Genomic DNA, 25929 nt, shown 5'->3' on the forward strand with positions numbered 1-25929 from the left:
AGTCATGGCCGAATCCATCGACGTCGCGCACCCGCCGCAGGCGCTGCTCAACGTCATCAACCCCGCCCTGCGGACCGCGCTGCGCACGCCGCTGGGCACCGCGCTCAAACAGTTCATGGTCGTCACCTTCACCGGACGCAAGACCGGGCGCCGATTCTCGATCCCGGTCAGCGCCCACCACCTCGACGGCGACCTCTACGTGATCCTCGAAGCCAAGTGGAAATACAACTTCCGCGGCGGCGCCCCCGCCGAGGTGACCCACAGCGGCAAGACCGCCCACATGCTCGGCGAGCTCATCACCGACCCCGCCACCGTCGCCGACATCGTCCACCGCGTCGCGGAGAACTACGGCGCCAAGAAGGCGCAGCAGACCATGGGCCTGAAGTTCCGCGGCAACATTGTCCCGTCGAAGGATGAATTCCAATCTGCTGCAACACGGCTCGGCATCGCCGCCATCCGGCTCACCCCTGCGCCGTGACCGACACCGAAATCGACCTGCACGCCCTCTTGAGCGCCGGCCACGGCTACACCGTCCGCGACGATGACGACGACGACCCCGTCCTGCTCGACCGGGACGGCAACGCGATCCAGACCTGGCGCGAGCGTTACCCCTACGACGAGCGGATGCCCCGCGAAGAATACGAGGCGCTCAAACGCAAGCTGCAGATCGAACTGCTCAAGCTGCAGCGCTGGAGCAAACGCACCGGCGCCCGCCACGTCATCCTCTTCGAGGGCCGCGACGCCGCAGGCAAGGGCGGCACCATCCAGCGGTTCATGGAGCACCTCAACCCCCGTGGCGCCCGCACCGTCGCGCTCGAGAAGCCCACCGACGAGGAGAAGTCGCAGTGGTACTTCCAGCGCTACGTCCAGCACCTGCCGACCGCCGGTGAGATGGTGCTGTTCGACCGGTCCTGGTACAACCGCGCCGGCGTGGAGAAGGTGATGGGCTTCGCGACCGAACGCCAGCAGGCCGAATTCATGCGCCAGGCACCGCTGTTCGAGGAGATGCTCGTCAACGAGGGTCTGCACCTGACGAAGTTCTGGTTCTCGGTGTCGCCGGCCGAGCAGCGCACCCGGTTCGCCATCCGGCTCGTCGACCCGCTGCGGCACTGGAAGTTCTCCGACATGGACATCGAAGCGGTGCGGCGCTGGGACGACTACACCCGCGCCAAGGAGATGTTCCAGCGCACCGACACCGACCACGCTCCGTGGATCGTCGTCAAGACCAACGACAAGAAGCGCGGACGGATCAACGCCATGCGCTTTCTGCTGTCGAAGTTCGACTACGACGACAAAGACCCGGACGTCGTCGGCGAACCGGATCCGCTGATCGTCGGGCGCGCACTGGAGGATTAGTCAGTCGCGCACCGCGAAGACGGGCCATCGCTGCGGGACACCCTTGAGCTCATATCGGCCCCGGTCGGTGAACTCGAACCGGGACCCCAGCACCAGGGGCGGCACCACCCCGGACACCAGCACCTCACCGGGTGCCGCCAGCCCCATGATGCGCGCGGCGATGTGCACCGCGATGCCGTGGACGTCGCCGTCGGCCACCTCCACCTCACCGGTGTGCATCCCGGCGCGGATGGTGAGGCCGAGTTCTGCGACGCTTTCCCGAATCGCCTTGGCGCAGTTGATCGCCCGCGCCGGACCGTCGAAGGTCGCCAGCGCTCCGTCGCCGGTGAACTTCACCACCGCGCCGCGCGCGCCGGCGACCTGCGTCTGGACCATCCGGTCGTGCGCGGCGAGCATGGCCGTCCACGCCCCATCGCCGAGCCCCGCGGCCAGCTCGGTCGATCCCACGATGTCGGTGAACAGCACGGTGGACAGCACCCGGTTCGACTGCGGGGCCGCGCGACCGCCGGTGACGAAGGATTCGATCTCGTCGAGCACGCGGTCGGCGTCACCGGCGAACCAGGCGTTGTCGTCGCCGTCGAGTTCGATGCGGCGCGCGTGCGGGATCCGCCGGGCCATGTCCACCGCGTGGTCCCCGCGGACGTGACGGTCGCCCCGCCGGTGCAGCAGCAGGGTCGGCGCCTGAATACTTTCCAGCGTGGGCCGCACATCGGTGTGCAGGAACAGTTCTAAAATCGCCCGGAAGTGCGCGGGCCCGCCGGCCAGCCGCTCGGCGCGCCCCCACCACCGGCGCTTGGCCTTATCGCCCGACCAGCTCGGCGCCAGCTGATCCACGAGGGCGCCACTGCCCACCGCATGCTCGGCCGCGTCGATGTACCTCGCGAGCATCGGCTCCGGCATGCCGAACGGCTGATCGGGCCCGCGGATATACCGCGCGAACGGGTTGCACAACACGAGCGACCGCACCCGGTGCGGGTGGCTGGCCGCCAGTAACAGGACCGGCAGCCCTGACTCCGACATTCCGAACACCGTCGCCGATTCGCTTCCCACCGCGTCGAGCACCGCCACCAGTCCGTCCGCCCAGGATTGCATCGCCGGGCGGTCTTTGATCGGTACCGCATCAGAACTCCCGGTCCCGAGCAGGTCGGTCAGGATCAGCCGGCTGAACGACGCCAGGTGGTGCAGGTGACCGGCGACCGTGGGCTCATCCCACATCAGATCGATGGGGAACGTCGCCGTCGGCACGAAGAGCACGTCGGGGCCGGCATCGGGTCCTGTGTCGCCGACAACCTGGTACGCGAGATGGGCGTCGCCATCCCGGGCATACAGCGTCTCCGGAACCGACGCCATGGCACGAGCATGACACGGCGAGGGCACCGGAGGATCAGGGATTCGTCTTCGTGGTCCCCGACGGGCCCCGCGAGTTGCTGACGATCTTGGCGATGCAGTGGTCCCGATCGAAACCCTGGTCACTGCACCACGCCAGAACATCTGTGTAGTCGGGTGAAGTCAATCCGACGATGGTGATCCAGAAGTTGCGGCCGTCGAAGGTCTTCCAGTCGCCTGACCACAGCAACCGCGCGTCCGGATACTCGTCGCGTATTGCCAGATGCTCCTCGAGGATCTGCTCGTTGTCCCATACGACGCCCTCGGCCTCGAGGCCTACCCGCTTGGCGCTGAGCTGCGGCAACCACATATCCGTGAGATACCGGGACACGTAGGCGTGATCGTTCCTCGCGTAGGCCCGTAGCTGCTGGAGACTGCTGTCGTCCGCATCCGGCGTGACAGTCACGGTCCGCGGCGGCGGCGGTGGTGGCGGTGCCGCCGTCACCGTGCTCGGCGACGGTGACGGTTCCGGCTCGGGCTGCGCGTGGGCGATCGCGAACTCGACGCCGGCCTTCGCCTCCTCCTCGGTGTAGTTCACCTGCGGATGGTCGGCCACCTGCACCCGGTAGAACTTCGCCCCGGACGGGACCTCGTTGACCCGGAACGCCAGTGAGCACCCCTCACGCTCACTGGCGCTGCCTCGGATCGCACCTTTGGCGAGCAGCTTGCCCGCTTCGTCCTCGACGGTCACCGGGGTGTTGGGCCCGATGTCGCCGAAAGTCTTGGTGCCCGCGCATGTGTAGCCGCCCGGGAGCCCGCCGGTCGTGACCACCTCATCGGGCAGGCGCAGCGTCCCGGCAAGCGTGAACGGCTCGGGCGCAGGCTCCTGTTTCCCGGGAGCGAAGACGAGATACGCGAGGACAGCCGCGACGGCCACCAGCACGGCGGCCGCAGCCACCAGCCACCCGCCCGTGCGGCGGCGTGCAGTGGGTTTGGCCGGCTGCGCAGGCGCGGGAGGAGGCGGCGGCGCCACGGCCCGGACCATCGTCTCGGCCTCGTCGAGGTTCGCCGCCGGCGCCGGACTCTCCGGCGTCACCAGCGCCCGCGCGAATTCCGTACAGGTGTCGAACCGCTCGTCGGGATTTTTCGCCAGCGCGCGCTGCATCGCCGCGTCGAGCGGTGCCAACTCGGGATGGGTGTCGGCGAGCAGCGGTGGCGGGGTGTTCAGGTGCTGCCCGACGACGACGGTCGGCCTGGAGTTCTGGAACGGTGGCGCCCCGGTCAGCATGTGGAAGGCGGTCACCGCCAACGAGTACTGGTCGGTGCGGCCGTCGACGTCGAGCCCCATCAGTTGCTCGGGGGCGGCGTAGGCCGCGGTGCCGACGGTCATGTTCGTCTGGGTCAGGCCGCCACCGGCGTCGTCGGCCAGGTCACGGGCGACGCCGAAGTCGCCCAGCAGGATGCGCCGTTCGTCGTTCTCGACATCGGCGATCAGGATGTTGGCCGGTTTGACGTCGCGGTGCAGCAGTCCCCGGCTGTGGGCGTAGTCCAGCGCACTCGCGACCGCCTCGACGATCTCCAGCGCATCGTCGGCCGGCATACCGTCCGGGTACTTCTGCTGCAGCAGGCGGCCGACGTCGGTGCCGTCGACGAAGTCCATCGAGATCCACAACCGGCCCCGGTACCGTCCGCGGTCGTGGATGCCGACGATGTGCGGGTGCCAGAGCTTGGCGGCCAGATCGGCTTCGCGGTTGAACCGCTCGACGAAGTCGGGATCGGCCGAGATGCTCGACTTGAGCACCTTGAGCGCATCCTCACGCGGCAGCCTCGGATGCTGGGCGAGGTAGACCTCGCCCATTCCCCCTGAGCCGAGCATCCGCCGGATCGTGTACCCGGCGATCTTCGTACCGTCCCCTAACGGCATACCGTTCTGTTACCCGCTGATCTCGGGCAGCTAACCTCCCGATGTTCGCCGTCCGCCCCCAGGGGTCACGCCCGGCGTGAGCGCTTCGGGGTGTAGGAAGTCATCTCCGTGACCACCGACCGGCCCTCTCCGCGCGGTGACCGCCCGGCCGCGTCGAGCAGCAGCTGCAGCGCGTCGCCGATCCCCCGCGCGATGTCGTCGACCCACGGCACGGTGTCCGGGCACGCGGTAAGGCAGAGGTCCATCACCTCGGCGTGCGAGGTCGCCGTGACGTTCAGGCCGCGGCCCTCCACCATGGGCTCGGCGGTGAACATCCCGACCACCTCGGCGCCCGCGCAGAACGCCGGACCGGACGGCCCGGCCGCGAACGAGACACTGCCGTGGCATGTCGTCGCGCGCAGTCGGGACATCCCCAGTTTCCGGTAGGCCCGCGCCCCCATGCGGATCGCCCACGGCGGAAGCAGCGAAACCACCGAGGCGAGATCGACTGCGCCATCGAGATCTTCGCCGATGTCACTGTGTGCGATGTTCAACCTCTCCGTCGCCGTGTGCAGGTCGGTGAGCACCTGCACCGGGTCGTCGAGGTGGACCGGCATGCGCACCCTGCCCATCGCGACCGTCTCACCCGCTTCCGCGGGATCACCCGCAGGCAGCGAGAGCGGGACCTCCATGAGCAGCGCCTCATCGGGCACCGCATCGTGGCGCTCCAGCCAGGCCCGCAGCGACAGCGTGCAGGCGGCGAGCAGCACGTTCGCGGTGTTCCCGCCGAACGCATCGCTGACCGTCTTGACCTCGGCCATCGGGATCGACACGAACGCCATGGCCCGCCGTTTGGTGAGCGGGGCGGCGAATACGGAAACGGACGCGGGCCCGGCCGGCGGTGCGAGCTCGGCGAGTCCGCGGCGGACCGCGGGCAACGTCCCCGCCACCGCGTCGGTCAGCATCCACGCCCCGGTCAGCTGGTTCTCCACCATCTCGCTCAGGGTGTCCGCGACGAGTTCACCCAGCGACGGGGGCGGGCCCGCACCGGGCTCCATCGGTGTGCGGTACCCGGATCCCGGTGCGCCGGTCAACAGGCAGTCCCGAACCGCCGAAGCACCGCTCAACACCGGCGACATCTTCACCGCCAGCGCCCACCGGCCGCCCGCCAGACCGTCGATGGTCCAGGCCTCCCACAGCCATCGATGCCAATCCTGTTGTCCTGAGGTGAGTTTCGTGACGAGCGCCGCGACGTCGCGCCCGTCTCCGGGGGCGGGCACCGTCGCGCGGTGAATCTGCGGGCCGGGGTCGAAATCGTCGATCTCCGCCCACACGGGCTGGCCCACGTCGAAGGGTTTACCGACCAGTCGGCTGCGGAACCGGGCCGAACGCGGTAACCCTGCGGCGATCCACTGACCCAGCGCGTCATGGCTGAGCCGTTCGGACGCGTCGAGCACGATCACCGACACCGTGTGCGCGGGTGTCGTGGAGGTCTGCGTATACAGCGCCGTCGCCTCGAGGGCGGACAATCGAGTGGTCATCTGCGCTCACGCCCCTCAGGGTCGGAGTTGTTCATCTTCACCTTCGGCGGTGGCCGTCCTGGGGTCGCCGGCCAACCGATACACCACGGTCTTTCACATCCCGTGGCCACACGTTCCCGTCCGAGCCGCGCTGGACCCGCTGAGCGTCGGCGACGGCCCACTTGCATCTGGTCAAGGTCAAGCGTGACGGTGCACCGACGGGCCCCACCCTACGCCGGTGCCCGTGGCTGCGCCGGGACGGTTCGCTCGTCGACAGCGCTTGTTGCGTTTGCAAATTCAATCGTTCACGCGTCGCGTCAGTACACCCGGCCACTGGCTTCGAGCAGCGAATCGACACTCGACGCGTCGGCGGTGGTGGCAGCGGCCATCACGATGGTGTGGGCACGATCCGCTTCGGTCTGCGCCGGCACCACCAACAGGACGATCTCACTGCCCCGCACGCCGGAGACCCCGATCGTGTGCGGCGGCTGGCGGTGATAGCCGTCCATCCGGACGACTCGCCCGTCGACGGAGATCTTGCGCGGTGCAGCCGCCCACTCGGACAGGCCGTATCGCACGCGAGCCACGGGGCCGAGGCGAATCCTCAGTGCCGCAACCAGATCGGGAAGTTCCGACGGCAGATCGCCACTGTGCGGCCACCATGCGCCGTCGACGTACCCGCTGACCGGGGCGTCGTCCTTCAGCCGCAGCCGTGGTGCGTGCTCGTCCACCTCAACGCCAGAACCCGCGGGATTTGCTCTTCTTCTCGTCGCCTTCGACATCCACCCAGTCACCCGACGCGTAGGAATGCCACTCCTTCGCGCCGTGCCGGACCACGTCGAGCGTGCCGTCGTTGCGTTTGACGTACGAGTCGCCGAATCGCATGTACTCGTCGGTGCCGCCGGTGGACAGGGTCACGGTGACAGTCATCTCAGCGCATCTTTTCGGGGATCGAGTTGAGCGTGTGCAGAATGTGCACGGCGAGCTCACCCGCCGCGGCGTCGTCGAGGTCGGAATGCGCGGTGATCGTGTTCTTGACCAGGTCGACGCGGACGTCGTAGGGCGTTCGGAAAGTTATGGGCGAAGCCATCGAATTTCTTTCGTAGCCAGGCTGTATCGCCCGCAATCGGGCTGCCCGGTACTACCCACAGTACGCCCTGTGCGGGCGTTTCGGTCCGAGAGCGGCTAGTAGACCAGCGCCGAACGTCCGGTGAGCATCTTCTGCGCCAGGCGCAGGTAGCTCGCGCTCACCACGGGCCATGCCATCGTCGGCGCGAGGCGGCGGCCCTCACCCGCCATCTCACCGGCCAGGCGCGGCTGGGTGAGCACCCGACGCAACGCCGTCGCCAGCGCGGCCGGATCGTCGTGGTCGACGATGATTCCCGCTCCGGTGCCGAGCAATTCGACGGCGTGCGGGAAGGCGGTGGCCACGACCGGTCGGCCGCTGGCGACCGCCTGGGCGAGCACACCGGAGGCCGCCTGGTCGGTCGAGTCGTAGGGCAGCACCACCGCGGCCGCCGAACGGGCGATCGCCGTCAGCGCCGTCTGGCTGCGGTAGCAGTCGTCGAAGCGCACCGAGTCCGCCACACCGAGCCGCTGGGCGCGCTCGACGCAGGACTGCCGGTAGGCCTGGCCCTCCTCGGCGGAGATGCGCGGATCTGATTGTCCGACAACGAGATACTGCGGCCGGCCCGGAACGTCGCTCAGCGAGGGCATCGCGTCGATGACCCGCTCGATACCCTTGCCGGGCCCGATCTGGCCCCAGGTGAGCAGCGTGGGCCGCCCTGCACGCTTCGGCGCGGCGCCGCGCGGCAGCGTGACCCCGTGCGGGATGGTGCTGATCTTGTCGTGATCCACGTTGTAGCTCAGGCGCAGTCGTGCGTGCGCGGCATCGGAGATCACCACGACGCGGTCTGCCTTGGCGATGATCGCCTCGAGCACCGCACGCTGTTGGACACTCGGGGCCTTCGGGATCGTGTGGGCCACCACGATCGACGGGACGTCCAGTCGGTCGAGGATGTCGAGCACGTGCTCACCGGCGGCGCCGCCGTAGATGCCGTACTGGTACTGGATAAACGCCACGTCGTACCGGTTGAGCAGCGCCGCGCACCTCTGCGCCGAACCGTCGGCCAGCTCTCCGACCACGCGCGGATCCGTCGAGTCCACGATGCTATCGGCGGCAGCGACGGCACCGGCGTCAGCCGCGACCCGGACCACTCCGACGTCGGCGCCGAGTTCGTTCAACCCGTCGCACAACGCCCCACTGAACGCCGCGACCCCACAGGGCGTCGGCGCGTAGGTGCTGAGCACACCGAAACTCGGGGTACGCGAAACACGTTGCGACAAAACGTCAGATAAAGCAGTCAAAGGTGGTCCCGACTCGCGGTTGATTACCGGCGCAGCGCGATGCGAGCGGATGCTCTGCGAGATCAGCAGCGGACGGCTGACCCGGTCCGGACTGGCTGGGCTCCCAACTCCTTCGACGCTACACCTCGCAGCGCATCCGGGTCGACAGTCGTTCCCCGCCGCGCACCGATGCGCGGTAGAGTCGGTGCATCGGGACCATCCAGGCCCCCAATTCAAAGGGCCGACAATGTCTGACAAGTCCCCCCGACAAACCATGAGCAAGAAATCCGGCAAGAGCCTCAAGGAGAAGCGGGCCGTCAAGCACGCCAAGTCCTCCGCGAAGCTCTCGTCCGCCGACGCCCTCTTCAATGACAAGAAGCACTGACACAGAACCTCTTTCGCTCGGCGTCCTGGCCCGCTCGCGGAAACCGGACGAACGCCGGCTGCCGGTCCACCCGGCACACCTGAGCAGGATCGCCCCTGAACTGCGCGATCGGATCTTCCTCGAGACCGGTTACGGATCGGACTTCGGCGTCACCGACGACGCGCTCGCTGAGTTGGTCGGCGGGATCCGCACGCGCGAAGAACTGATCGACGAGTGCGGGGTCATCCTGCTGCCCAAGGTGCAGGCCGAGGATCTCTCGGCGATGTGCGAGGGACAGATCGTCTGGGGTTGGCCACATTGCGTGCAGGACGCCGCGCTGACGCAGGTCGCCATCGACCGTCGCCTCACGCTGATCGCGTTCGAGGCGATGAACCACTGGAAGTCCGACGGCGGCTTCGGCCTGCACGTCTTCCACAAGAACAACGAACTCGCCGGATATTGCTCGGTGCTGCACGCCATGCAGCTGGCCGGGATCACCGGCAGCTACGGCCGGCGGCTGCGCGCCGCCGTCATCGGCTTCGGCGCCACCGCCCGCGGTGCGGTCACCGCGCTCAACGCCCACGGCGTCGACGACGTGCGGGTGCTGACCACCCGCGAGGTCGCGGCCGTCGGCTCCCCCATCCCCGGCACCCGGATCGTGCAGATGGGTCAGGATGAGGATGGCCGCAGCTGGGCCGACACGCCCGAGGACGACAACCTCCCGCTCGAGCAGTTCCTCGCCGGCCACGACATCGTCGTCAACTGCGTCCTGCAGAACCCGTCGGCGCCGCTGATCTTCCTCACCACCGACGATCTGCCGGCCTTTGCGCCCGGCAGCCTGCTCATCGACGTCTCGTGCGACGTCGGCATGGGGTTCAGCTGGTCGCGGCCCACCACGTTCCGCGAACCGGCCGTCACGATGGACAACGGACTGCTCTACTACGCCGTCGACCACAGTCCGTCGTATCTGTGGAACTCGGCGACCTGGGAGATCAGCGAGGCGCTGCTGCCCCACCTCGAGACCGTCCTCGCCGGCCCCGCCGCCTGGGCGGAGAGCGCCACGATCTCGCGGGCCATCGAGATCCGCGACGGCGCCGTGCTCAACCCCGCGATCCTCGACTTCCAGCACCGCGCCCCGGGTTACCCACACCCATTGCTGGCACCCGAAGACCGGTGAAGAACCCGCGGTAACTTATTGCCTCGTCAAGAGGGCTCCGTTAGCTTCCCGGAAGGGTCGGATTTGCGCCCTCCGATCACGATTGGCATTCCTGAGAAGTGCCAGACATAGTGGCGACATAGCGCGTTGATCAATTGACGGCAGGCGTAGTCTCGGCACCGTGTCGAGCAGCAGGCACCGAAGTGTTCAGCCCATATAGCAACTTCACCAGGACGGACAGTGGCAGATACATCGAGTGCAGCACCCAAGGCAGAGTCCCAGTGGCTGTCTAAGTCGGCTTCGCAGACCCGCGGCTCCGACAAGGGCGAAGTCCAGTTCCATTACGACATCTCCAATGAATTCTTCAAGCTGTGGCAGGACCCGAACCAGGTCTACAGCTGCGCCTACTTCGAGAAGGACGACTACACCCTCGAACAGGCCCAGATGGCCAAGATCGACCTGTCACTGGGCAAGCTCGGCCTGAAGCCGGGCATGACGCTGCTCGACATCGGCTGCGGCTGGGGCGCCACGATCATGCGGGCCGTCGAGAAGTACGACGTCAACGTCATCGGCCTGACGCTCTCGGAGAACCAGAAGCGCCACATCGAGGAGCACTGGTTCGCCAACTCGAAGAGCGACCGCAAGATGGAGGTCCGGCTGCAGCCGTGGGAGGACTTCAACGGCCAGGTCGACCGGATCGTGTCGATCGGCGCCTTCGAGCACTTCGGCTTCAACAAGTACGACGACTACTTCAAGAAGACCTTCGACTGGATGCCCGAGGACGGCGTGCAGATGCTGCACACGATCATCATCCCGGAGGATGAGGAGATCAAGGCCAAGGGGCTGCCGCTGACGATGTCGCGCGTGCGGTTCATCAAGTTCATCATGGACGAGATCTACCCCGGTGGCCGTCTGCCGCTGGCCTCGATGGTCAAGGAGCACGCCGTCAAGGCCGGCTACACCGTGACCCGCGAGCAGCACCTGCAGGAGCACTACGTCAAGACCCTCGACACCTGGGCGCGCAACCTCGAGGCACGCAAGGACGAGGCCATCGAGATCACCAACGAGGTGATCTACGAGCGCTTCCTCAAGTACCTCGACGGCTGCGCCGACCTGTTCCGCGAGGGCTACACCGACGTCGCGCAGTTCACGCTCGAGAAGGCACCCGTTTAGCACAGCTAGGCAATCTGCGTATAGAGTTCAAGATCGGTTTTCAGGACAACGGAGGACAACGCAGATGACGGACAGCGGGTCGGGGGGCTCGACAACAACCTCGACGGAGACTTCGACGGCCACCATGAAGGTGGCCTACGAGGACGTTCAGGCCCACTACGACATCTCCAACGAGTTCTTCGGGCTCTGGCAGGACCCGACGCGGACGTACAGCTCCGCCTTCTTCGAGCGTGACGACATGACGCTGGAAGAGGCGCAGCTGGCCAAGATCGACCTGGCGCTCGGCAAGCTCGACCTGCATCCCGGTATGACTCTGCTCGACGTGGGCTGCGGCTGGGGCGCGATGATGAAGCGCGCGGTCGAGAAGTACGACGTCAACGTCATCGGCCTCACCCTGAGCAAGAATCAGCGGTCGCTGGGTCAGCAGGTCCTCGACGGCATCGACACCTCCCGGTCGCGTCAGGTCATGCTGCGCGGCTGGGAGGAGTTCGAGCAGCCCGTCGACCGCATCGTCAGCATCGAGGCGTTCGAGGCGTTCCCGAAGGAGCGCTACAAGGCGTTCTTCGATCTGTGCCACCGCATCATGCCCGCCGACGGCCGCATGGTGCTGCAGACGATCATGGGTCACCCGCTCAAGCGCTGGCCGGAGCTGGGTGTGCCGATCACCATGACCGATCTGCGGTTCATGCGGTTCATCGCCAAGGAGATCTTCCCCGGCGGTTCGGTGCCGTGCGACGAGGACGTCATCGAATACTCCACGGCGGCAGGGTTTTCCGTCGCCGAACGCGACGACCTCACCGCCAGCTACGTCCGGACGCTGAACACCTGGGCCCAGGCCCTGGAGGCTCATCGCGACCAGGCGATCGCGGTGACCAGCGAAGAGGTCTACGACCGGTACATGAAGTACCTGCTGGGCTGCGCGGACTTCTTCAACCGCAACGTCAGCTACGTCGAGCAGTTCACGCTGGTCAAGTAGGTCGCATCGCCCGGACGCGGACGCGGGCGCCGCGCGCCGGCACCATGATCACGTGCTTGACGCGGCGGCGTTCGCCGGGTGCCGTGGTGGTGCACAGCTCGGCGCGGCGCAGGATCTCGCGCAGGACGACCCGCATCTCGACCATCGCGAACGTCGCGCCGAGACAACGGCGGTTGCCTCCGCCGAACGGCAGCCACGTGGTCGGAGTCAGCGACGCTCCGAGCATCCGATCGGGGTCGAAGCGGTCCGGCTCGGGATAGACCGCGGGGTCGTCGTGCACCAGGCCGATCCCCGGCACGACCATCACTCCCGCCGGCAGCCGGTAACCCGCGACCTCCGTCGGTTCGGTCAGCACGCGCCCCACGTCGAAGACCACCGGCCGGATCCGCAGCGCCTCCTTGACGACCGCGTCGAGGTACTCGTCGCCCGACGGGTCCCCCGCCGCGCTGCGGTCCGCCGCCCGCACCGCCGCGGTGAGGACCGCTGGATGCCGGGTCAACCGCTCCAGCGCCCAGGACAACCCGGTGGCGGTGGTGTCGTGGCCCGCCACCAGCAGCGTCATCAGCTGATCGCGCAGCTCGCGGTCGGTCATCGTGCGGCCGTCCTCGCCGGCGCTGCGCACCAGCATCGCGAGGACATCGGTGCGCCACCGCAGCTCCGGATCCGCGCGACGCTCGGCGATCTCCGCGTACAGCAGCCGGTCCGCCTCCTCGATGCGCTCCCGCAGCGACCGCCACAGCGGCAGCCGCTGCAGCCCCGGGTTGGCCAACGCCGGTGTCGTCCACGGCGTCACCTGCAGTAGTTTCGGCATGATCGCGCGCAACGCCGCCAACCGCGCAGGATCGCTGGCGCCGATCACCGTCCGCAGGATCACCTCGAGCGTGATCTCTGACATCTTCGGGGCCACCGGGAACACCTCGCCGACCGGCCAGCGTGAAACGTTGTCCGCGGCGATCTCGGTCATCACCTCGACCTGCCGGGCGACCGCCTCCCGGTGGAACGGCGCCATCATGAGCCGGCGCCGGTCCCGGTGCACGTCGTCGTCGATCACGAGAACCGAAGTGTCGCCGAGCAATCCGCGCAGCATCGCGTTCGCCTCACCGGCGTGGTACACCCGCGGGTCGCCGGCGAACACCGTCTTGATGTCGGCCGGGTCGGCCAGGTAGACCATCGTGCCGATCGACGAGATCCGCAGCGTGAAGACCGGACCGTACCGACGACGACAGGCCGCGACGAACCGCGACCAGGACCGCATCAGCAGAACTGTCTGCACCGATGGGTGCAGCCGCGGTCCGGGTGGCAGGGCCGCGATCGCACGGGTCCGGGGAAGGGTCATGTCATCACCTCCGGCTCCCATTGTCCGCTGCGAGCGTGATGCGGTAGCGGCCGGCGGGGACGTCGACCACCGCACCGACCTGTCGTCCGTCCAACTCGACGGTCATCCCCGGCGGCAGGGCCGCGAGCCGGATCTGCACCGGGCGGTCGGTGGCGACCGCGATCGTCGACCGCGCCAACGGCGCCAGCCCCGCCCGCACGACGTCCACCGCGAGACCGGCGACGCCGTTCAACTCCAGCGTCAGCCACGGCATCGGGGCGACCTCGTCCCCCAGCTCCCACGTCATCTCGGTGAACAGACCGGGCGTCGGGTCGAAGTCGGGGATCACCCCGCGGCGGCGCTTGATGGTGCGGGTCCGGTCGGGCCGGGCGTAGGACCTGGCGTCGACGGTGGCCAGCTTCCCGCGCTCGACCTTCACGTCGTCGGCGGCGCGCAGCTCCGACACCCACCACACCCGGTGCGGTCCGATGCCGAGGTCCTCACGCACCAGCTGCGGATACCACGAGAACGTGATGTGGCCCGGATCCGGTTGTCGCAGACCGGTTCCCATGTGTGCGATCGGATCGTCGAAGTCGTCCTTGAGCAGGAACGCGATGTGGTCCTCGACCGGATACGTCGCGAACCGGTACCGGTAACCCAGCCGGTCGAGCTCAAGGACCTGCTGCACGATCCCCGGGAACGGCACCAACTGGTCCAGTCCGCCGTGGGCGATGACGAACGGCAGCCACCGCGCGTTGCCGAGCAGCCGGAACGTGTCGCCCTCCCGCGCGCAGTGCGACGTCGGGTCGAAGTCGGCCGGCGCCTCGACCCCGCGCACCAGCCGCACCCCGCACGTCGGCGGGCCGGCGAGCACGACCGCTTGGGCGAACACCTCCGGATAGCTCAGGCCCAGCTTGTACGTGCCGTATCCGCCCATCGAGTATCCCGAGACGACCGTGCGGTTCGGGTCGGCGCCGAGCTGTTCGACGACCCGGGAGAACACCTCCCACACGTCGAGTTCGCCCTCGTCGAAGTACCAGCACGCCGGGCCGCGCGCCAGCGGTGTCACGACGATCGAGTTGCGTCCGTCGCACACCTCGTGCAGCAGCTTCGGGTCGAACGCGGCGTACTGGTTCTGCCCGAGCGCCAGCGAGTGCAGCATCAGCGTCAGCGGGAGCCGCCGGCCCCGAGCGTACGTCGCGGGCACGCACACCGAATACGGCTGCACCCGGCCCAGGAACTGGGGTTCGGTGTCGAGGATGTTGCCCGGGCCGACCCCCTGCCCCAGTTCGACCGACGACACATACCAGCGGGTGGACGTCCCGGTCACCACCTGTTCCGGATCGGTCCGCCGCCCGGCCAGCTGATCCCATGGCACCGCCACCGAGAACTGCGATACGTCACCGTCTTCGAGGGCGTCGGCCTGGGCCTGATCCGACCAGAAGTTCAGCGGCACCTTCTCCTGTTCGCGGGTGCGGAACGCGAGGTTGTAGACGTTGGGCTGACCGGGTCCGGCGCCGCGGACGAACGGCACCTCCGCGAACCCGTCACCCGCCTCGTTGGCCAACCCGGCGGCCAACCGCACCGTCCACGTGCCGGTGGGCTCGACGAGCGCGCGGGGCACCGTCGCCAGGAACGACCGCGATTCCATGTCGACCCGGTGTTCGACCGCGGTGCGCGTGCCGGTGGTCAGGTCGATCAACCACGATCCGGTCCCGGAGATCAGCAGCGCCAGGTCGATACCGGTGGAACGCACACCCGCGTTCGCCGGCCACTCGTTGGTCGCCGAGGTGCCGCGGTCGGTGTCGAAGGTGAACAGGCCGACCGGAATCGTCTTGTCCAACAGAGTGTTCCAGTCGATCCGCCACCACGTGTCGGTCGTGCTCAGCCCGATCGCCACCCGGAAGATGTCCGCGCCGTTGCGGGCCGCGGGCCCGTCCGGATAGATGTAGGTGCCGCGCGGCGGTGCGCCCCCGGTGGGCACGCTGACGGGGACACCCGAGGCGCCGTGGTCGTCGTAGAGGAAATCGGTCCAGAACAGCGCCCCACCCGCGAAGCGGCCCGTCCCGCACGTGCGGGGGAAGTCCTCGCCGAACGGCCAGCCGGCCGGCACCGGCAGGGCGGGCTCGCGCTGCAGCGCCGCCGGCGGCACCCCCTCGGGCATCCCGTCGATCACGACGAGGTCCGGCGGGGACGGCGCGGCGGCGACGACCGCGTTCTTGACGGCCTCGGCGACGCGGCGCGCGATACGCAGCGGAAGCAGGGCGGTGGAGATCAACGACACCGGCCCGACGTTAAGGCGAAAGTCCGCTTATGGCGGGCGCTTCGGATGAGACGTGTGAATCAGACGCCGCGGCTCAGTACGCGCCGAACACCAGCACGATGTTGTGCCCGCCGAGGCCGAACGAGTTGCTGACCGCATAACGGAAGTCGCCGCTTCGGGGCTCACCTGTGACGACGTCGAGGTCGATGTCGGCGTCGAGATGCTGCACGTTGAGCGTCGGCGGCACCACCCCGTCGCGCAACGCCTGGACCGTCAACACCGCCTCGACGGCGCCGGCCGCGCCGAGCGAATGCCCCAGCGCCGCTTTGGGTGCGTAGACCGCCGGACGGTGCGCACCCAGCGCGTGCCGGATGGCGCATCCCTCGGCCACGTCGCCGAACGCCGTACCGGTGGCGTGGGCATTGACCAGGTCGACGTCGGACGGCTCGAGGCCGGCCAGATCGACCGCGTGCCGGATCGCGTCGCCGGCGGGCACCCCGCTCGGATCCGGTTCGACGATGTCGTAGCCGTCCGAGGTCATCGCCGCGCCCATGATCCGGCCGAGGATCGTCGCGCCGCGCGCCTTGGCGTTCTCCTCGGTCTCGATGAGCAGCAGCGCGCCGCCCTCACCGAGCACCATGCCGTCGCGGTCCTTGTCGAATGGGCGGCACGCACCGGCCGGATCGTCGTTGTTGGTGGACAACAGACCCAACCGCGTGAACGCGCCCACCGGGACCGCCTCGATCTTGGTCTCCACCCCGCCGCAGATCGCCATCTCGACCTCGCCGAGCACGATCTGGCGCCACGCCTGGGCGATGGCGGCCGCCCCCGACGCGTCGGCCATCACCGGAGAGATGATGCCGCCCTTGGCCTGCCGGTCCAGTCCGACCGCGGCGGCCGGGGCGTTGGGCATGTACATCTGCACCGCCAGCGGCGACACCGCGCGCAGACCCTTCTGCCGCCAGTCGTCGTACTGCGCCGGGATCTCCTCGGTGGAGCCGAGCGCGAGTCCGATCGACACCATCAGCCGCCGCGGGTCGATGTCGGGCGTGCCCGCCGCCTCCCACAACCGGCGGCCCAGCACCGTCGACATCTTCTGCATGTACGCCAGCCGGCGCAGCTCGACACGGTTGAGGTAGGCGTCGAAGTTCTCCCGCAGCTGCCCGCCGATGCGCACCGGCGAGTCGAGTTCGTCGACGAACCAGGAGTCCAGCGCGCGGATACCGCTGTGGCCCGCCAGCAACTGCTGCCAGGTGTCCTCGGCGTCGGGTGCCACCGCCGTGGTGGAGGCGACCGCGGTCACCACCACATCGCCGAATCCGCTGCCGGTTCTCAACTTGGCCATGCCTGCGGAATCCTCCACTGCTCCTCGACGACGTTGAGTGTCCCCCAGAGGTTACGCTGCGCCGCCGCGGCTTTCGGCCCCCGGCACGGGAATCAGCGCACCGCGCCGTTGACCACCGGCGTGGCGATCATCCCCTTCTCCACACCCCACATCGTGGCGATCGTGCGGTACTCGCCGGTGGCCATCACGTGTTCGAGCGCCTGGCGCAGCGACTCCGCCAGCGCCGACCCCTTGGCCACCGGCCACCCGTAGGGCGCGGAGTCGAACACCTCCCCCGCCGGCTCCAGCGCGCCGCCGGAGGTCTTGATCGCGAATCCGGTCACCGGTGAGTCCGCCGACATCGCGTCCACCTCGCCGGCCAGCAGCGCCGCGGTGACGTCGTCCTGTTCGGTGAACACGACCTTCCGGATCGGTTCGCGGCCCGCCGCCACGCACGCCTCGCTCTTGGCGGGCAGCTCGTCGGTCTCCTGAATCACGCTGTACGCCACGCCGACCCGCAGCCCGCACGCGTTCGACGGGTCGACCACCTCCGAGCCCGCCCGCTGCGCCCACAGCGTGCCCGCCTCCAGGTACGTCACGAAGTCGACCGCCTTCTCACGTTCGAGGGTGTCGGTGATCGACGACATGCCCAGCGTGAATGCCCCGGACTGCACCGACGGGATCACGCTCTCGAAGGCGGTCTCGCGGAATTCGGGCACCAGCCCCAGCGTCCGCGCCACCGCCTTCATCAGGTCGACGTCGAACCCCACGATGTCGCCGTAGGCGTCGCGGAACTCGTTCGGCGCGTACGGCACGTTCACACCGATGACCAATCGGCCCGATTCGCGGACGTCCGCTGGTACGGTCGCCGCGATCGACGGGACCGCCCCCGGTGTCGGCGCCGGTGTCGGGGTGTCCTCGGCGACCACCACCTGCCGCGGGGCGCGGGTCCGTTCGGGCCACCCGCTCCACTGCCAGGTCACCGCACCGGAGACCGCGACGACCACCAGCACGACACCGGTCACCGCGGCCGCCCGCCGGGGCAGCCTGCGCCGCATCGGGATTCGTGCCGACCGTGCGGAATGCCTGCCGGACCGGCTCGACCAGCGCACCGGCGAGGTCAGCGCGCGCCGCGCCGCGGCGGCCATCTCCGCCGCGGACTGGTAGCGCCGCTCGGGCTTCTTGGCCATCCCCCGTTCGATGACCTCGTCGAACGCCGCGAGGCGCGGATCGGTGTCCGACGGTTTCGGTACCGGCCGCACGATGTGACCCGCGATCTGCTCCTCGAGGCTGTCGGCCGGGTACGGCCGCACCCCGGTCAGACATTCGTAGAGCACGCAGGTCAGCGCGTAGATGTCCGAGCGCGGATCGATCCGGCCGCCGTTGAACCGCTCCGGCGCCATGTAGGCCAGCGTGCCCAGCGTGCTGCCCGCGGTCGTCATGCCCGGCTCACCTGCGCTGCGCGCCAGGCCGAAGTCGATCAGGTACACGAAGTCGCGGTCGGTGATGAGGATGTTCGACGGTTTGACGTCGCGGTGGATCAGCCCGGCCGCATGTGCGGCGTCGAGTGCCGTGGCGACCTGTTCGACGACCTTCACGGCAAAGGACGGCAGCAGCGGCTTGTCCGCGCCCTCCAGGATCGTGCCGAGGTTGCGGCCCTCGATCAGCCGCATGTCGAGATACAGCCGACCGTCGATCTCGCCGTAACTGTGGATGGGCACCACGTGCGGGTCCTGCACACCCGCGGCGGCCTGCGCCTCACGCCGGAACCTGCGCTGGAACGTCGCGTCCTGGGCCAGATGCGGTGGTAGCACCTTCAAGGCCACCACCCGGTCCGTATGGGTGTCGTAGGCCTGGTAGACCTCGCCCATCCCGCCCCGACCGATCAGCTTCTGCAGCCGGTAGTGCCCGAATGGTGTCGCGTCCACCGTTGTACTCCTCGGCAGCGGCCAGTCGGTGTGTCGAGGAGAAATTACCCCACCTTTGCCGGAGTTGTCGCCACTCAATCGACGCCGACGTCAAACGTGCCGGAAAACCGAACTTATGGCAAATTGGGTGAAGGGTAGGGAAACCCCTGATTCCTCGCTCCATCCGCGCGTCCGAGACTTGCGGCAACGAACAGCCGAGGGGGACGGCCGGTCGTCCGCAAGAAGCACGGAGGGGAGCGGAAGTGTTACAGCAGGTCGCGGACCGACAAACCAGTATCGATCACCGCGCGGACGGGGGACACCGCCGCGCCGGCACCAGGGGAACCTTCCAAGTGACAGCGACGGGGCGTACCCCGAGTGACATGCCGGGTCTCGACATCGCCGAACTGAAGTCCTGGCAGAACTACCTCGACGCCGCACTGCGGCTGCAGGCGAAGCTCAACCACGACCTCAACGAGTCCTGCCGGCTCACCCTCGAAGACGTCCGACTGCTGCACGAACTCGCCAAGTCCGCCACCGGGTCGGTGCGGATGGGCACGCTCGCGCAGACGCTGGTGTCCACGCCGAGCCGGGTCAGCCGCCGCGTCGACCGGCTGGAGGCCCGCAACCTCGCGCACCGCGCCTCCAGCGATCGGGACGGCCGCTACGTCCTGGCCACCATCACCGACGAGGGGCGCTCGCTGCTCGAGAAGGCGATGGAGGTGTACGGCCGGACCGTGCGCGCCCACTACCTGGATCCGCTGAGCCGGCCTCAGACGGCGGCCATGGCGGAGAACTGCCGCCGCATCAACGCCGCGCTGGCCCCGCAATTGCGGGCCGCGAACTGAATCCGCCCACGTCGCCTTACTGACGCAGATGACAGTTTGCAGAAACTGATCTTGCGGTTGCAAGAAATAACCGTCGGATATACGGCCTGACCACCCGCGCTTCGCCGTTTCATACCCTGGGTCGGTTTCGCAATTGCTTTTGCTGTTTGCGATCATGAAGCGATGGACGTGGTTCGGGACACGCCGGCCGGACGGTCAGCCGTCGCGGAGTTCCTCGCTGCGGTCGCCGACGGGCCCTCCGGACTACTCCTCGAAGGTGAAGCCGGGATCGGTAAGACCCGGCTGTGGCTCACCGCCATCGAAGAGGCGCGCCGGCGGGGATACCGCGTGTTGTCCGCGCGCGCGGGTCAGGCCGAGACATCACTGGCCTACGCCGTGGTCGCCGACCTCCTCGAAGACGTCGACGCGGCCGTCACCGAGGACCTTCCCGAAGTTCAGCGCCTCGCCCTGGACCGGCTGCTGATCCGCGGCGATGCCGACGGTCCCCAGACCGACCACCGGGTGGCCGCCGCGGCCGTCCTGAACACTGTCGAGATCCTGTGCCGCGACCAACCCCTGATCCTGGCCATCGACGACGTGCAGTGGGTCGACGTGTGCAGCCGCGAGGTGATCGGTCTGGTCGCGCGGCGGTTGGACTGCCAGGTGGGTCTGCTGCTCACCGAGCTGAGCGAGGAACCCGGGCACCACACCGAGTGGCTGCAGCTGAGCCACCCCGACCGGCTGCACCGCCACCACGTCGCGCCGCTCACCCTGGGCGGCCTGCACGCGATGCTCAGCGAGCGGCTCGGCCGCTCGTTCCCGCGACCCACCCTGATCCGCATCGCGGAGACCTCCGGCGGAAACCCGCTCTACGCGCTCGAACTCGCACGCGCCATCTCAGAGCAGACCGCCGCGGGTGAGCCCGCCCTGCCTCCGTCACTGACCGACGTCGTGCGCCGGCGCATCCAGGGCATCGACGAGGTGGTGCGCGACGTCCTACTCGCCGCCGCCTGCGTCGCCGCGCCGACCGTCGACCTCGTGGCCAGCGCCACCGAGAAGACCCCCGAGGACGTGCTCGAACTCCTCGAAGCCGCCGAGGACCAGGGTCTGGTCGAGATCGAGGGAACGACAATACGATTCGCCCACCCTCTGCTGGCGCGGGGCGTGTACTCCGAGGCCGGGCCGGCCCGGCGCCGCCACATGCACCGGCGGCTCGCGGGTGTGATCTCCCAACCGGAGCAGAAGGCCCGCCACCTGGCACTCGCGGCGACCAGCCAAGACGACGACACGCTGGCCGCCCTCGATGCGGCCGCCGATGCGGCCCGCGCCCGCGGCGCCCCGGCCGCCGCCGCCGAACTGCTCGAGTTCGCGATGCGACTCGGCGGGGACACCGATCTGCGCCGCCTGCAGGCCGCCGCGCACTACTTCACCGCCGGCGACAGCTGGCGCGCAGGGGAACTGCTCACCGCCACGCTGCCCCGGATGCCGCACGGTCCGCTGCGCGCCATGGCCTCCATGCAACTCGCCGGAATCGTCATGGACCGCAACGACTTCCAGCGCGGACTACAACTGCTCGACGAAGCACTCGCCGACAGCGAGTCCGACCAGACCCTGCAGGTGTACTGCCTGCTGATGCTCGGAATGGCCCAGACGAACACCGGTGATCACGAGGATTCCCTGCGCAATGCCCAACGCGCGGTCGAGATCGCCGAGCAGACCGGTCAGGACCAGTTGATCGGGCAGGCCCTGGCGGTGCGGGTCTTCACGCGTTTCGTGTTCGGGTTCGGTCTCGACGACCGGGACATGCAACGTGCACTCGACTACGAGGACCCGGATGCCGAGGTGCCGTTGCCTTTTCGGGCCCGGGCCATAGCCGGCCTGATCGACTCGTGGACAGGGCGCCTCGACGAGGCGTACGCCACGATGCAGGACCTGCGGCGCGGGAGCCTCGACCGGGGCGCCGACCGCGACCTGCTCGCGTTGTCGGTGAGCGGCACCCTGGTCGAACTCTGGCGCGGCCGGCTCGACGAGGCCGCCACCTACGCCGACGACGCCGTCGAGCGCGCCGAACAGGTCGGAGGTGACAACTCCCGGCTGGTGGCGCTGGGTATGCGGGCGATCGTCGGCGGCTATGCGGGCCGGGTCCGCGCAGCGCGCGCCGATGCCGAAACCGCGCTGGCGATGGCGCGGCGCAGCGGCGTCATGCGGATGACGTGGTGGCCACTCGGCGTGCTGGTCTTCCTCGAGGTGTCGCTGGGCAACTACTCCCAGGCCCTCACCACGCTGGAGCCCCTGTTGGCCGACTATCTGGCCACCCCGGGCAACGAGATCTTCGGTTCCTTCTTCGTCCCCGACGCCGTCGAAGCGCTGGTGGCGGTGGGACGACATACCGATGCGCAGTCCCTCATCGAGAGATTCGAGGACGACGGCCAGCGCCTCGACCGCCCGTGGTTGTCGGCGGTGGCCGGACGCGGGCGCGCCATGGAGCTGGCCGCGCGCGGTGACCTCGACGGTGCGGTCGCCGCGGTCACCACGGCGATGGCCCACCACGAGCGTGTGCCGATGCCCTTCGAAACCGCGCGCACCGCACTGCTTCTCGGACAGCTGCAGCGCAGACAGCGACGCAAGGAGGCGGCCGCCGCGACACTGCGTGAGGCGCTGCGGACGTTCGAGGACATCGGCACGGTCCTGTGGGCGCAACGCGCACGCGACGAGCTGGCCCGGGTCAACGTACGCCCCACCCGCGATCAGAGCCTCACCCCGTCAGAGCGTCGTGTCGCCGAACTGGCCGCGTCCGGGGTCAGCAACCGCGACATCGCCGCGACCCTGTTCATCAGCATCAAGACCGTCGAGGCCAACCTCGGACGTGTCTACCGCAAGCTCGGCGTGCGCGGACGCGTCGCGCTCGCGCGCCGTCTCGAAGAGCTCAGCGGCGACGAAGGACGCTGACCCGCAACGTCGTTGGCCTCACACCACCTGCGCCAGATTCGCCCCGGAACTGGCCGTGTAGGTCGCGGTGTACGTCGTCGCCTGTTCCGGAACCCGGATCGTGTGCGTCGCCGCGCCACCGTCGGACCACCCGTCGAAGGTCAGCTGCCTGCCGTTGACCGTCTGTGTGGTCGGGGCGCTGATCACGTAGTCCACGCCCACCACCGCACGCTCGGTGTACGAGCCCGTGTACGGCAACCCGTCGATGCTGAACCGCGCGCCGGGATCGCTCGCGGCGATCGTGAGCTCGACGAGGTTGGGATTGACGTCCTTGTACGTCGTCCTCGACAGACCGCTGCTGTCGGTGACCGTCAGGTGCACGCGGTAGAAGGTGCCGTCGATCTGATCGCGTGACCGCGGGATGGTGATGGTGGCGGTCTCCCCGACGAGGTTGTCGGCGAACGGGTGCGTGTGTTCGTTGTGGTGGAACACCACCGTCCACTTGTAGGCGGTTCCGGGAAGCGGCGTACCGTCCGGACGGTCCTGAGCGTCCGTCCCCCTGCCCGTGAACGTGATGGTGTCACCGGCGTCGTACGACGACGGGATGCTCACGATCTCGGCGACCGGTGGCGTACTGCCCACCGTGATCTTCTGCGTGGTCGTGTTCGTCTTCTCACCGTCGCTGACCGTCAGGGTGACCGTATAGGTGCTGTAGGACCCCGTGGCCTTGAACTCGTTGACCGGCGTCGCCTCCGTGGAGCTGCTGCCGTCACCGAAATCCCAGCGGTAGGTGAGGGTGTCGTCGTCATCGGGGTCGTACGAGCGCAGGCCGGAGAAGTTGACGACCAGCGTCTTGTCCGCCGTCGTCGTCTGCGAGGCATCGATGACCGCGGTGGGCGCCCGGTTGCCGCCGGACGGCGAGATCATCGACAGCTCACCGGGATAGATCGTCAGCTGGTAGAGGTTGTCGTCGGGTCCCTGGGCCAGGTTGACCGTCGCACCGGCGTTGCCCCAGAACGTCTTCGCACTGATCAGGCTGGTGTACTGTTCGTCGAAGTCGAGCACGCGGATCCAGCCCAGGCTGTAATCGGCGATGAACACCCGGTTGCGGTACTCCTCGGGGAATCCGGCGCCGTCGAAGACCGTCACCGACGTGATCGCGCCGCCGCTGACGGGTGGTGCCGAATGTTCGTACACGTAAATGGGATTGATCGACGCACATCCGGTGCAGCTGCCCTCGGCCTGCGGCCAGCCGTAGTTGCCGCCCTTTACGACGAGGTTGAGTTCTTCCCATTTGGACTCGCCCACGTCGGCGACGAGCAGCTTCCCGTCCGGTGTGAAGGTCAGCCGGAAGGGATTGCGGAAACCGTAGGCGTAGATGTAGTCGGCCGGGCTCGCCGTGTCGGGATCGTCGTCGACGAACGGATTGTCCTCGGGCACCGAACCATCGGCGTTGAGCCGTAGCACCTTGCCGTGAATGTTGCTCAGGCTCTGTGAATTCACCACACCCTGGGTGTTGTCGCCGACCACCCAGTACAGGTGCTGACCTTCGTTGTCGAAGGACAGATCGCCGCCGTGGTGGAAGGTGTTGGCGTTCTCGGTCGATTCGATGAGGATCTCGGAGCGCTCGACCCTGGTCATGTCGTCGGACAGGATCAGTCGCGCGAGGGTGTCCCGATTGGTGTCGCCCGCTGTGTAGGCGACGTAGATGGAGCGGTATCCGAATTCGTCTTCGTGCCAGAAATCCGGATGGACCTCGATGCCGGTGAGGCCCCGTTCTCCGCCGGTGGTCGTGGAGATGACCGTCAACGTGGTGACCGTTCGGGTCTCCGGGTTGTAGACCTTGACCGAACCGCCCTTCTCGGCGATGAAGATCCGGTCGACCTCGTCCTTGTCGTGCTTGTTGAGGATCTTGAAATCGGTCGGCTCGGTGAGGCCGGAGACCACCACCGTGCGGTCGAGTTCCGCAGGCAGGTCGGCACTCGGCCCGCATTGTCCGATGAATTGGACGACGGCCGCACTCAGCGCGCGGCCCTGCGGAGAGCCACCGAAGTCGAAGACGGCTCTTTCGAACATCCGGATCGGAGTGGCCAGCGGCGACGCGAGGAAGCCGTCGATCGCCTGGGTCGCCTGTCGCCGGACCCATGCCGCGACCGCCCACAGCGCAGGCGAGGAGCCTGGTGCTGCGGGACCGGGACCTGCCGCTCCCGCGCCCCCGCCCAGCATCGGTTTGAGCACGTTGTCGAAGAACTTCGTCACCGTGTTGATGACCCCGCACAGGCAGGTGACCACCGGCGCCGGAATGCTCGCGATGAACTCTTCGGGCGTCGGCAGATTCAGCCGCAGGGGCGGCAGACCGGTGAGCTTCGTGCGCGCCGAGGTGACCAGTGCCGAATCGTCGCTTTCGGTCAACGACAGTGTTTGGTACGAGCGGGAACTCGTCGACTCGTCACTCGCCGCGTCCACGTCGGGCACGGCGGCGTCCGGGTCCGGCGCCGGTGCGTCATCGATGACGGTGGCGTCGGCCGGGTCGGCGGCTTGGCCGGCGTCGTCGCCCGCCGGTCCTCCGGTTTCCTGCGCGGGCGTACCGGTGTCGACCGGCGTCTCGACGGCGGGTTCGGCGGGAACGTCGGGTTCCTCGACGGGCTCTGCCGGTGGCTGCGCCGGCTCGAGGGGGTCACCGATGCCGTCCGGCTCGTCGAGGTCCTCGCCCTCGTCGGGGTCTTCGTCCTCGGCGAGGTCTTCGCTTTCTTCGGCGTCCTCGCTCTCGGCGGGGTCTTCGGCGTCACCGTCGTCGACGATCTCGGACTGGTCGTCATCCGGGGTGGTGTCGTCGCCCGTGGTGGTCCGCGCTTGCTCACCGCCCGACGGACTCGAGACGCCGGTCGAATCGGTCACCGACGACGGGGAGTCCTCGGCCCGGGCAACCCCCGGAGTCGTTGCCACGGCTCCCCCGACACCGAGCGCGAGCGCAAGCGCACCGACCCGCCCGATGTACCTGGCGTAAGTGGAGGTCACCTTGCGGTCGTTAGCTGTCATCGCTGGAAAGCCCCCTTGAATCCCCGTCCGAACGGCCCCTCAGGGCACGCGAGGATCACTATGGCACCGCGCGTGAGGGAAATTTGACCTTTCCGTAAGGCAAGTTCTTTTTGTTTGCCGGTAGGTCACCGCCCGCGGCGTCGACCAAGCCGGATCACCGGGCTGTCAGCTATCCAACGCCGCCCACCCGTTCCTAGTCGGCATAA

19 protein-coding genes are annotated in these 25929 nt (G+C 68.3%); 7 read left to right on the top strand and 12 right to left on the bottom strand.

The window, feature by feature from the left end:
* Positions 1-4 precede the first annotated feature (4 nt).
* Entirely contained in the window at positions 5-478 is a 474-nt protein-coding gene (locus G6N49_RS19315; RefSeq protein ID WP_011854611.1) for a hypothetical protein, read from the top strand.
* Positions 475-1356, top strand: a complete 882-nt coding sequence (gene ppk2, locus G6N49_RS19320) for a polyphosphate kinase 2 (RefSeq protein WP_083044832.1) — start codon at positions 475-477, stop codon at positions 1354-1356. The genes G6N49_RS19315 and ppk2 overlap by 4 nt, the downstream gene beginning before the upstream one ends.
* On the opposite strand, the gene G6N49_RS19325 is transcribed toward ppk2, so the two are convergent.
* The 7 genes from G6N49_RS19325 to G6N49_RS19350 all read right to left on the bottom strand — a co-directional run bounded on the left by G6N49_RS19325 (position 1357) and on the right by G6N49_RS19350 (position 8472).
* Entirely contained in the window at positions 1357-2706 is a 1350-nt protein-coding gene (locus G6N49_RS19325) for an adenylate/guanylate cyclase domain-containing protein (protein WP_011558218.1), read from the bottom strand. It abuts the gene before it with no gap.
* A 34-nt stretch (positions 2707-2740) separates the two neighbouring features.
* Positions 2741-4606, bottom strand: coding sequence for a serine/threonine-protein kinase (locus G6N49_RS19330; RefSeq protein WP_011854610.1), 1866 nt, complete (start codon positions 4604-4606; stop codon positions 2741-2743).
* Between the two features lie 65 nt (positions 4607-4671).
* Positions 4672-6126 (bottom strand): wax ester/triacylglycerol synthase domain-containing protein, encoded by a 1455-nt coding sequence (locus tag G6N49_RS19335; RefSeq protein ID WP_011558216.1) that lies wholly within the window; start codon positions 6124-6126, stop codon positions 4672-4674.
* Between the two features lie 296 nt (positions 6127-6422).
* The gene (locus G6N49_RS19340; protein ID WP_011854609.1) at positions 6423-6887 is read right to left on the bottom strand and encodes a DUF5994 family protein; all 465 of its coding nucleotides are present in this window, start codon (positions 6885-6887) and stop codon (positions 6423-6425) included.
* On the bottom strand, positions 6838-7035 hold the full coding sequence (locus tag G6N49_RS19345; protein ID WP_041924967.1) for a hypothetical protein: 198 nt from the start codon (positions 7033-7035) through the stop codon (positions 6838-6840). Before G6N49_RS19345 ends, G6N49_RS19340 begins: the two co-directional genes overlap by 50 nt.
* A gap of 1 nt (position 7036) precedes the next feature.
* Complete coding sequence (locus G6N49_RS29220; RefSeq protein WP_011558214.1) at positions 7037-7195, bottom strand: DUF6307 family protein; 159 nt, start codon at positions 7193-7195, stop codon at positions 7037-7039.
* A gap of 95 nt (positions 7196-7290) precedes the next feature.
* The gene (locus G6N49_RS19350) at positions 7291-8472 is read right to left on the bottom strand and encodes a glycosyltransferase (RefSeq protein WP_011854608.1); all 1182 of its coding nucleotides are present in this window, start codon (positions 8470-8472) and stop codon (positions 7291-7293) included.
* A gap of 347 nt (positions 8473-8819) precedes the next feature.
* Here G6N49_RS19350 and G6N49_RS19355 point away from each other — a divergent pair, with 347 nt between their 5' ends.
* The 3 genes from G6N49_RS19355 to G6N49_RS19365 all read left to right on the top strand — a co-directional run bounded on the left by G6N49_RS19355 (position 8820) and on the right by G6N49_RS19365 (position 12120).
* Complete coding sequence (locus tag G6N49_RS19355; protein WP_011854607.1) at positions 8820-9992, top strand: N(5)-(carboxyethyl)ornithine synthase; 1173 nt, start codon at positions 8820-8822, stop codon at positions 9990-9992.
* 219 nt (positions 9993-10211) lie between these two features.
* Positions 10212-11144 (top strand): cyclopropane mycolic acid synthase family methyltransferase, encoded by a 933-nt coding sequence (locus G6N49_RS19360; RefSeq protein WP_011854606.1) that lies wholly within the window; start codon positions 10212-10214, stop codon positions 11142-11144.
* A gap of 64 nt (positions 11145-11208) precedes the next feature.
* Complete coding sequence (locus tag G6N49_RS19365) at positions 11209-12120, top strand: cyclopropane mycolic acid synthase family methyltransferase (RefSeq protein ID WP_011854605.1); 912 nt, start codon at positions 11209-11211, stop codon at positions 12118-12120.
* Here G6N49_RS19365 and G6N49_RS19370 read toward each other — a convergent pair.
* The 4 genes from G6N49_RS19370 to stpK7 all read right to left on the bottom strand — a co-directional run bounded on the left by G6N49_RS19370 (position 12113) and on the right by stpK7 (position 18950).
* Positions 12113-13456 (bottom strand): cytochrome P450, encoded by a 1344-nt coding sequence (locus G6N49_RS19370; RefSeq protein ID WP_083044831.1) that lies wholly within the window; start codon positions 13454-13456, stop codon positions 12113-12115. The genes G6N49_RS19365 and G6N49_RS19370 overlap by 8 nt on opposite strands.
* 4 nt (positions 13457-13460) lie before the next feature.
* Positions 13461-15719 carry an alpha/beta hydrolase-fold protein gene (locus G6N49_RS19375; protein ID WP_011854603.1) on the bottom strand — a complete coding sequence of 753 codons (2259 nt, stop codon included), beginning with the start codon at positions 15717-15719 and terminating at the stop codon, positions 13461-13463.
* Positions 15720-15792: 73 nt separating this feature from the next.
* Positions 15793-17043, bottom strand: a complete 1251-nt coding sequence (locus G6N49_RS19380; RefSeq protein ID WP_011854602.1) for a KasA/KasB family beta-ketoacyl-ACP synthase — start codon at positions 17041-17043, stop codon at positions 15793-15795.
* A gap of 92 nt (positions 17044-17135) precedes the next feature.
* A complete protein-coding gene (gene stpK7, locus G6N49_RS19385; RefSeq protein WP_011854601.1) occupies positions 17136-18950 on the bottom strand; it encodes a serine/threonine protein kinase StpK7 in 1815 nt (604 codons plus the stop codon).
* A gap of 242 nt (positions 18951-19192) precedes the next feature.
* On the opposite strand from stpK7, the gene G6N49_RS19390 reads away from it, so the two are divergent.
* Together G6N49_RS19390 and G6N49_RS19395 are read left to right on the top strand one after the other, a co-directional pair.
* On the top strand, positions 19193-19777 hold the full coding sequence (locus tag G6N49_RS19390) for a MarR family winged helix-turn-helix transcriptional regulator (RefSeq protein WP_011854600.1): 585 nt from the start codon (positions 19193-19195) through the stop codon (positions 19775-19777).
* Between the two features lie 162 nt (positions 19778-19939).
* The gene (locus G6N49_RS19395; RefSeq protein WP_064872204.1) at positions 19940-22705 is read left to right on the top strand and encodes a helix-turn-helix transcriptional regulator; all 2766 of its coding nucleotides are present in this window, start codon (positions 19940-19942) and stop codon (positions 22703-22705) included.
* Between the two features lie 18 nt (positions 22706-22723).
* Here the strand turns inward: G6N49_RS19395 and G6N49_RS19400 are convergent, their stop codons facing one another.
* Positions 22724-25723 (bottom strand): PQQ-dependent sugar dehydrogenase, encoded by a 3000-nt coding sequence (locus G6N49_RS19400; protein ID WP_064872206.1) that lies wholly within the window; start codon positions 25721-25723, stop codon positions 22724-22726.
* Positions 25724-25929: the final 206 nt, after the last annotated feature.

The sequence above is a fragment of the Mycolicibacterium monacense genome (genome assembly GCF_010731575.1).
Taxonomy (GTDB): Bacteria; Actinomycetota; Actinomycetes; order Mycobacteriales; family Mycobacteriaceae; genus Mycobacterium; species Mycobacterium monacense.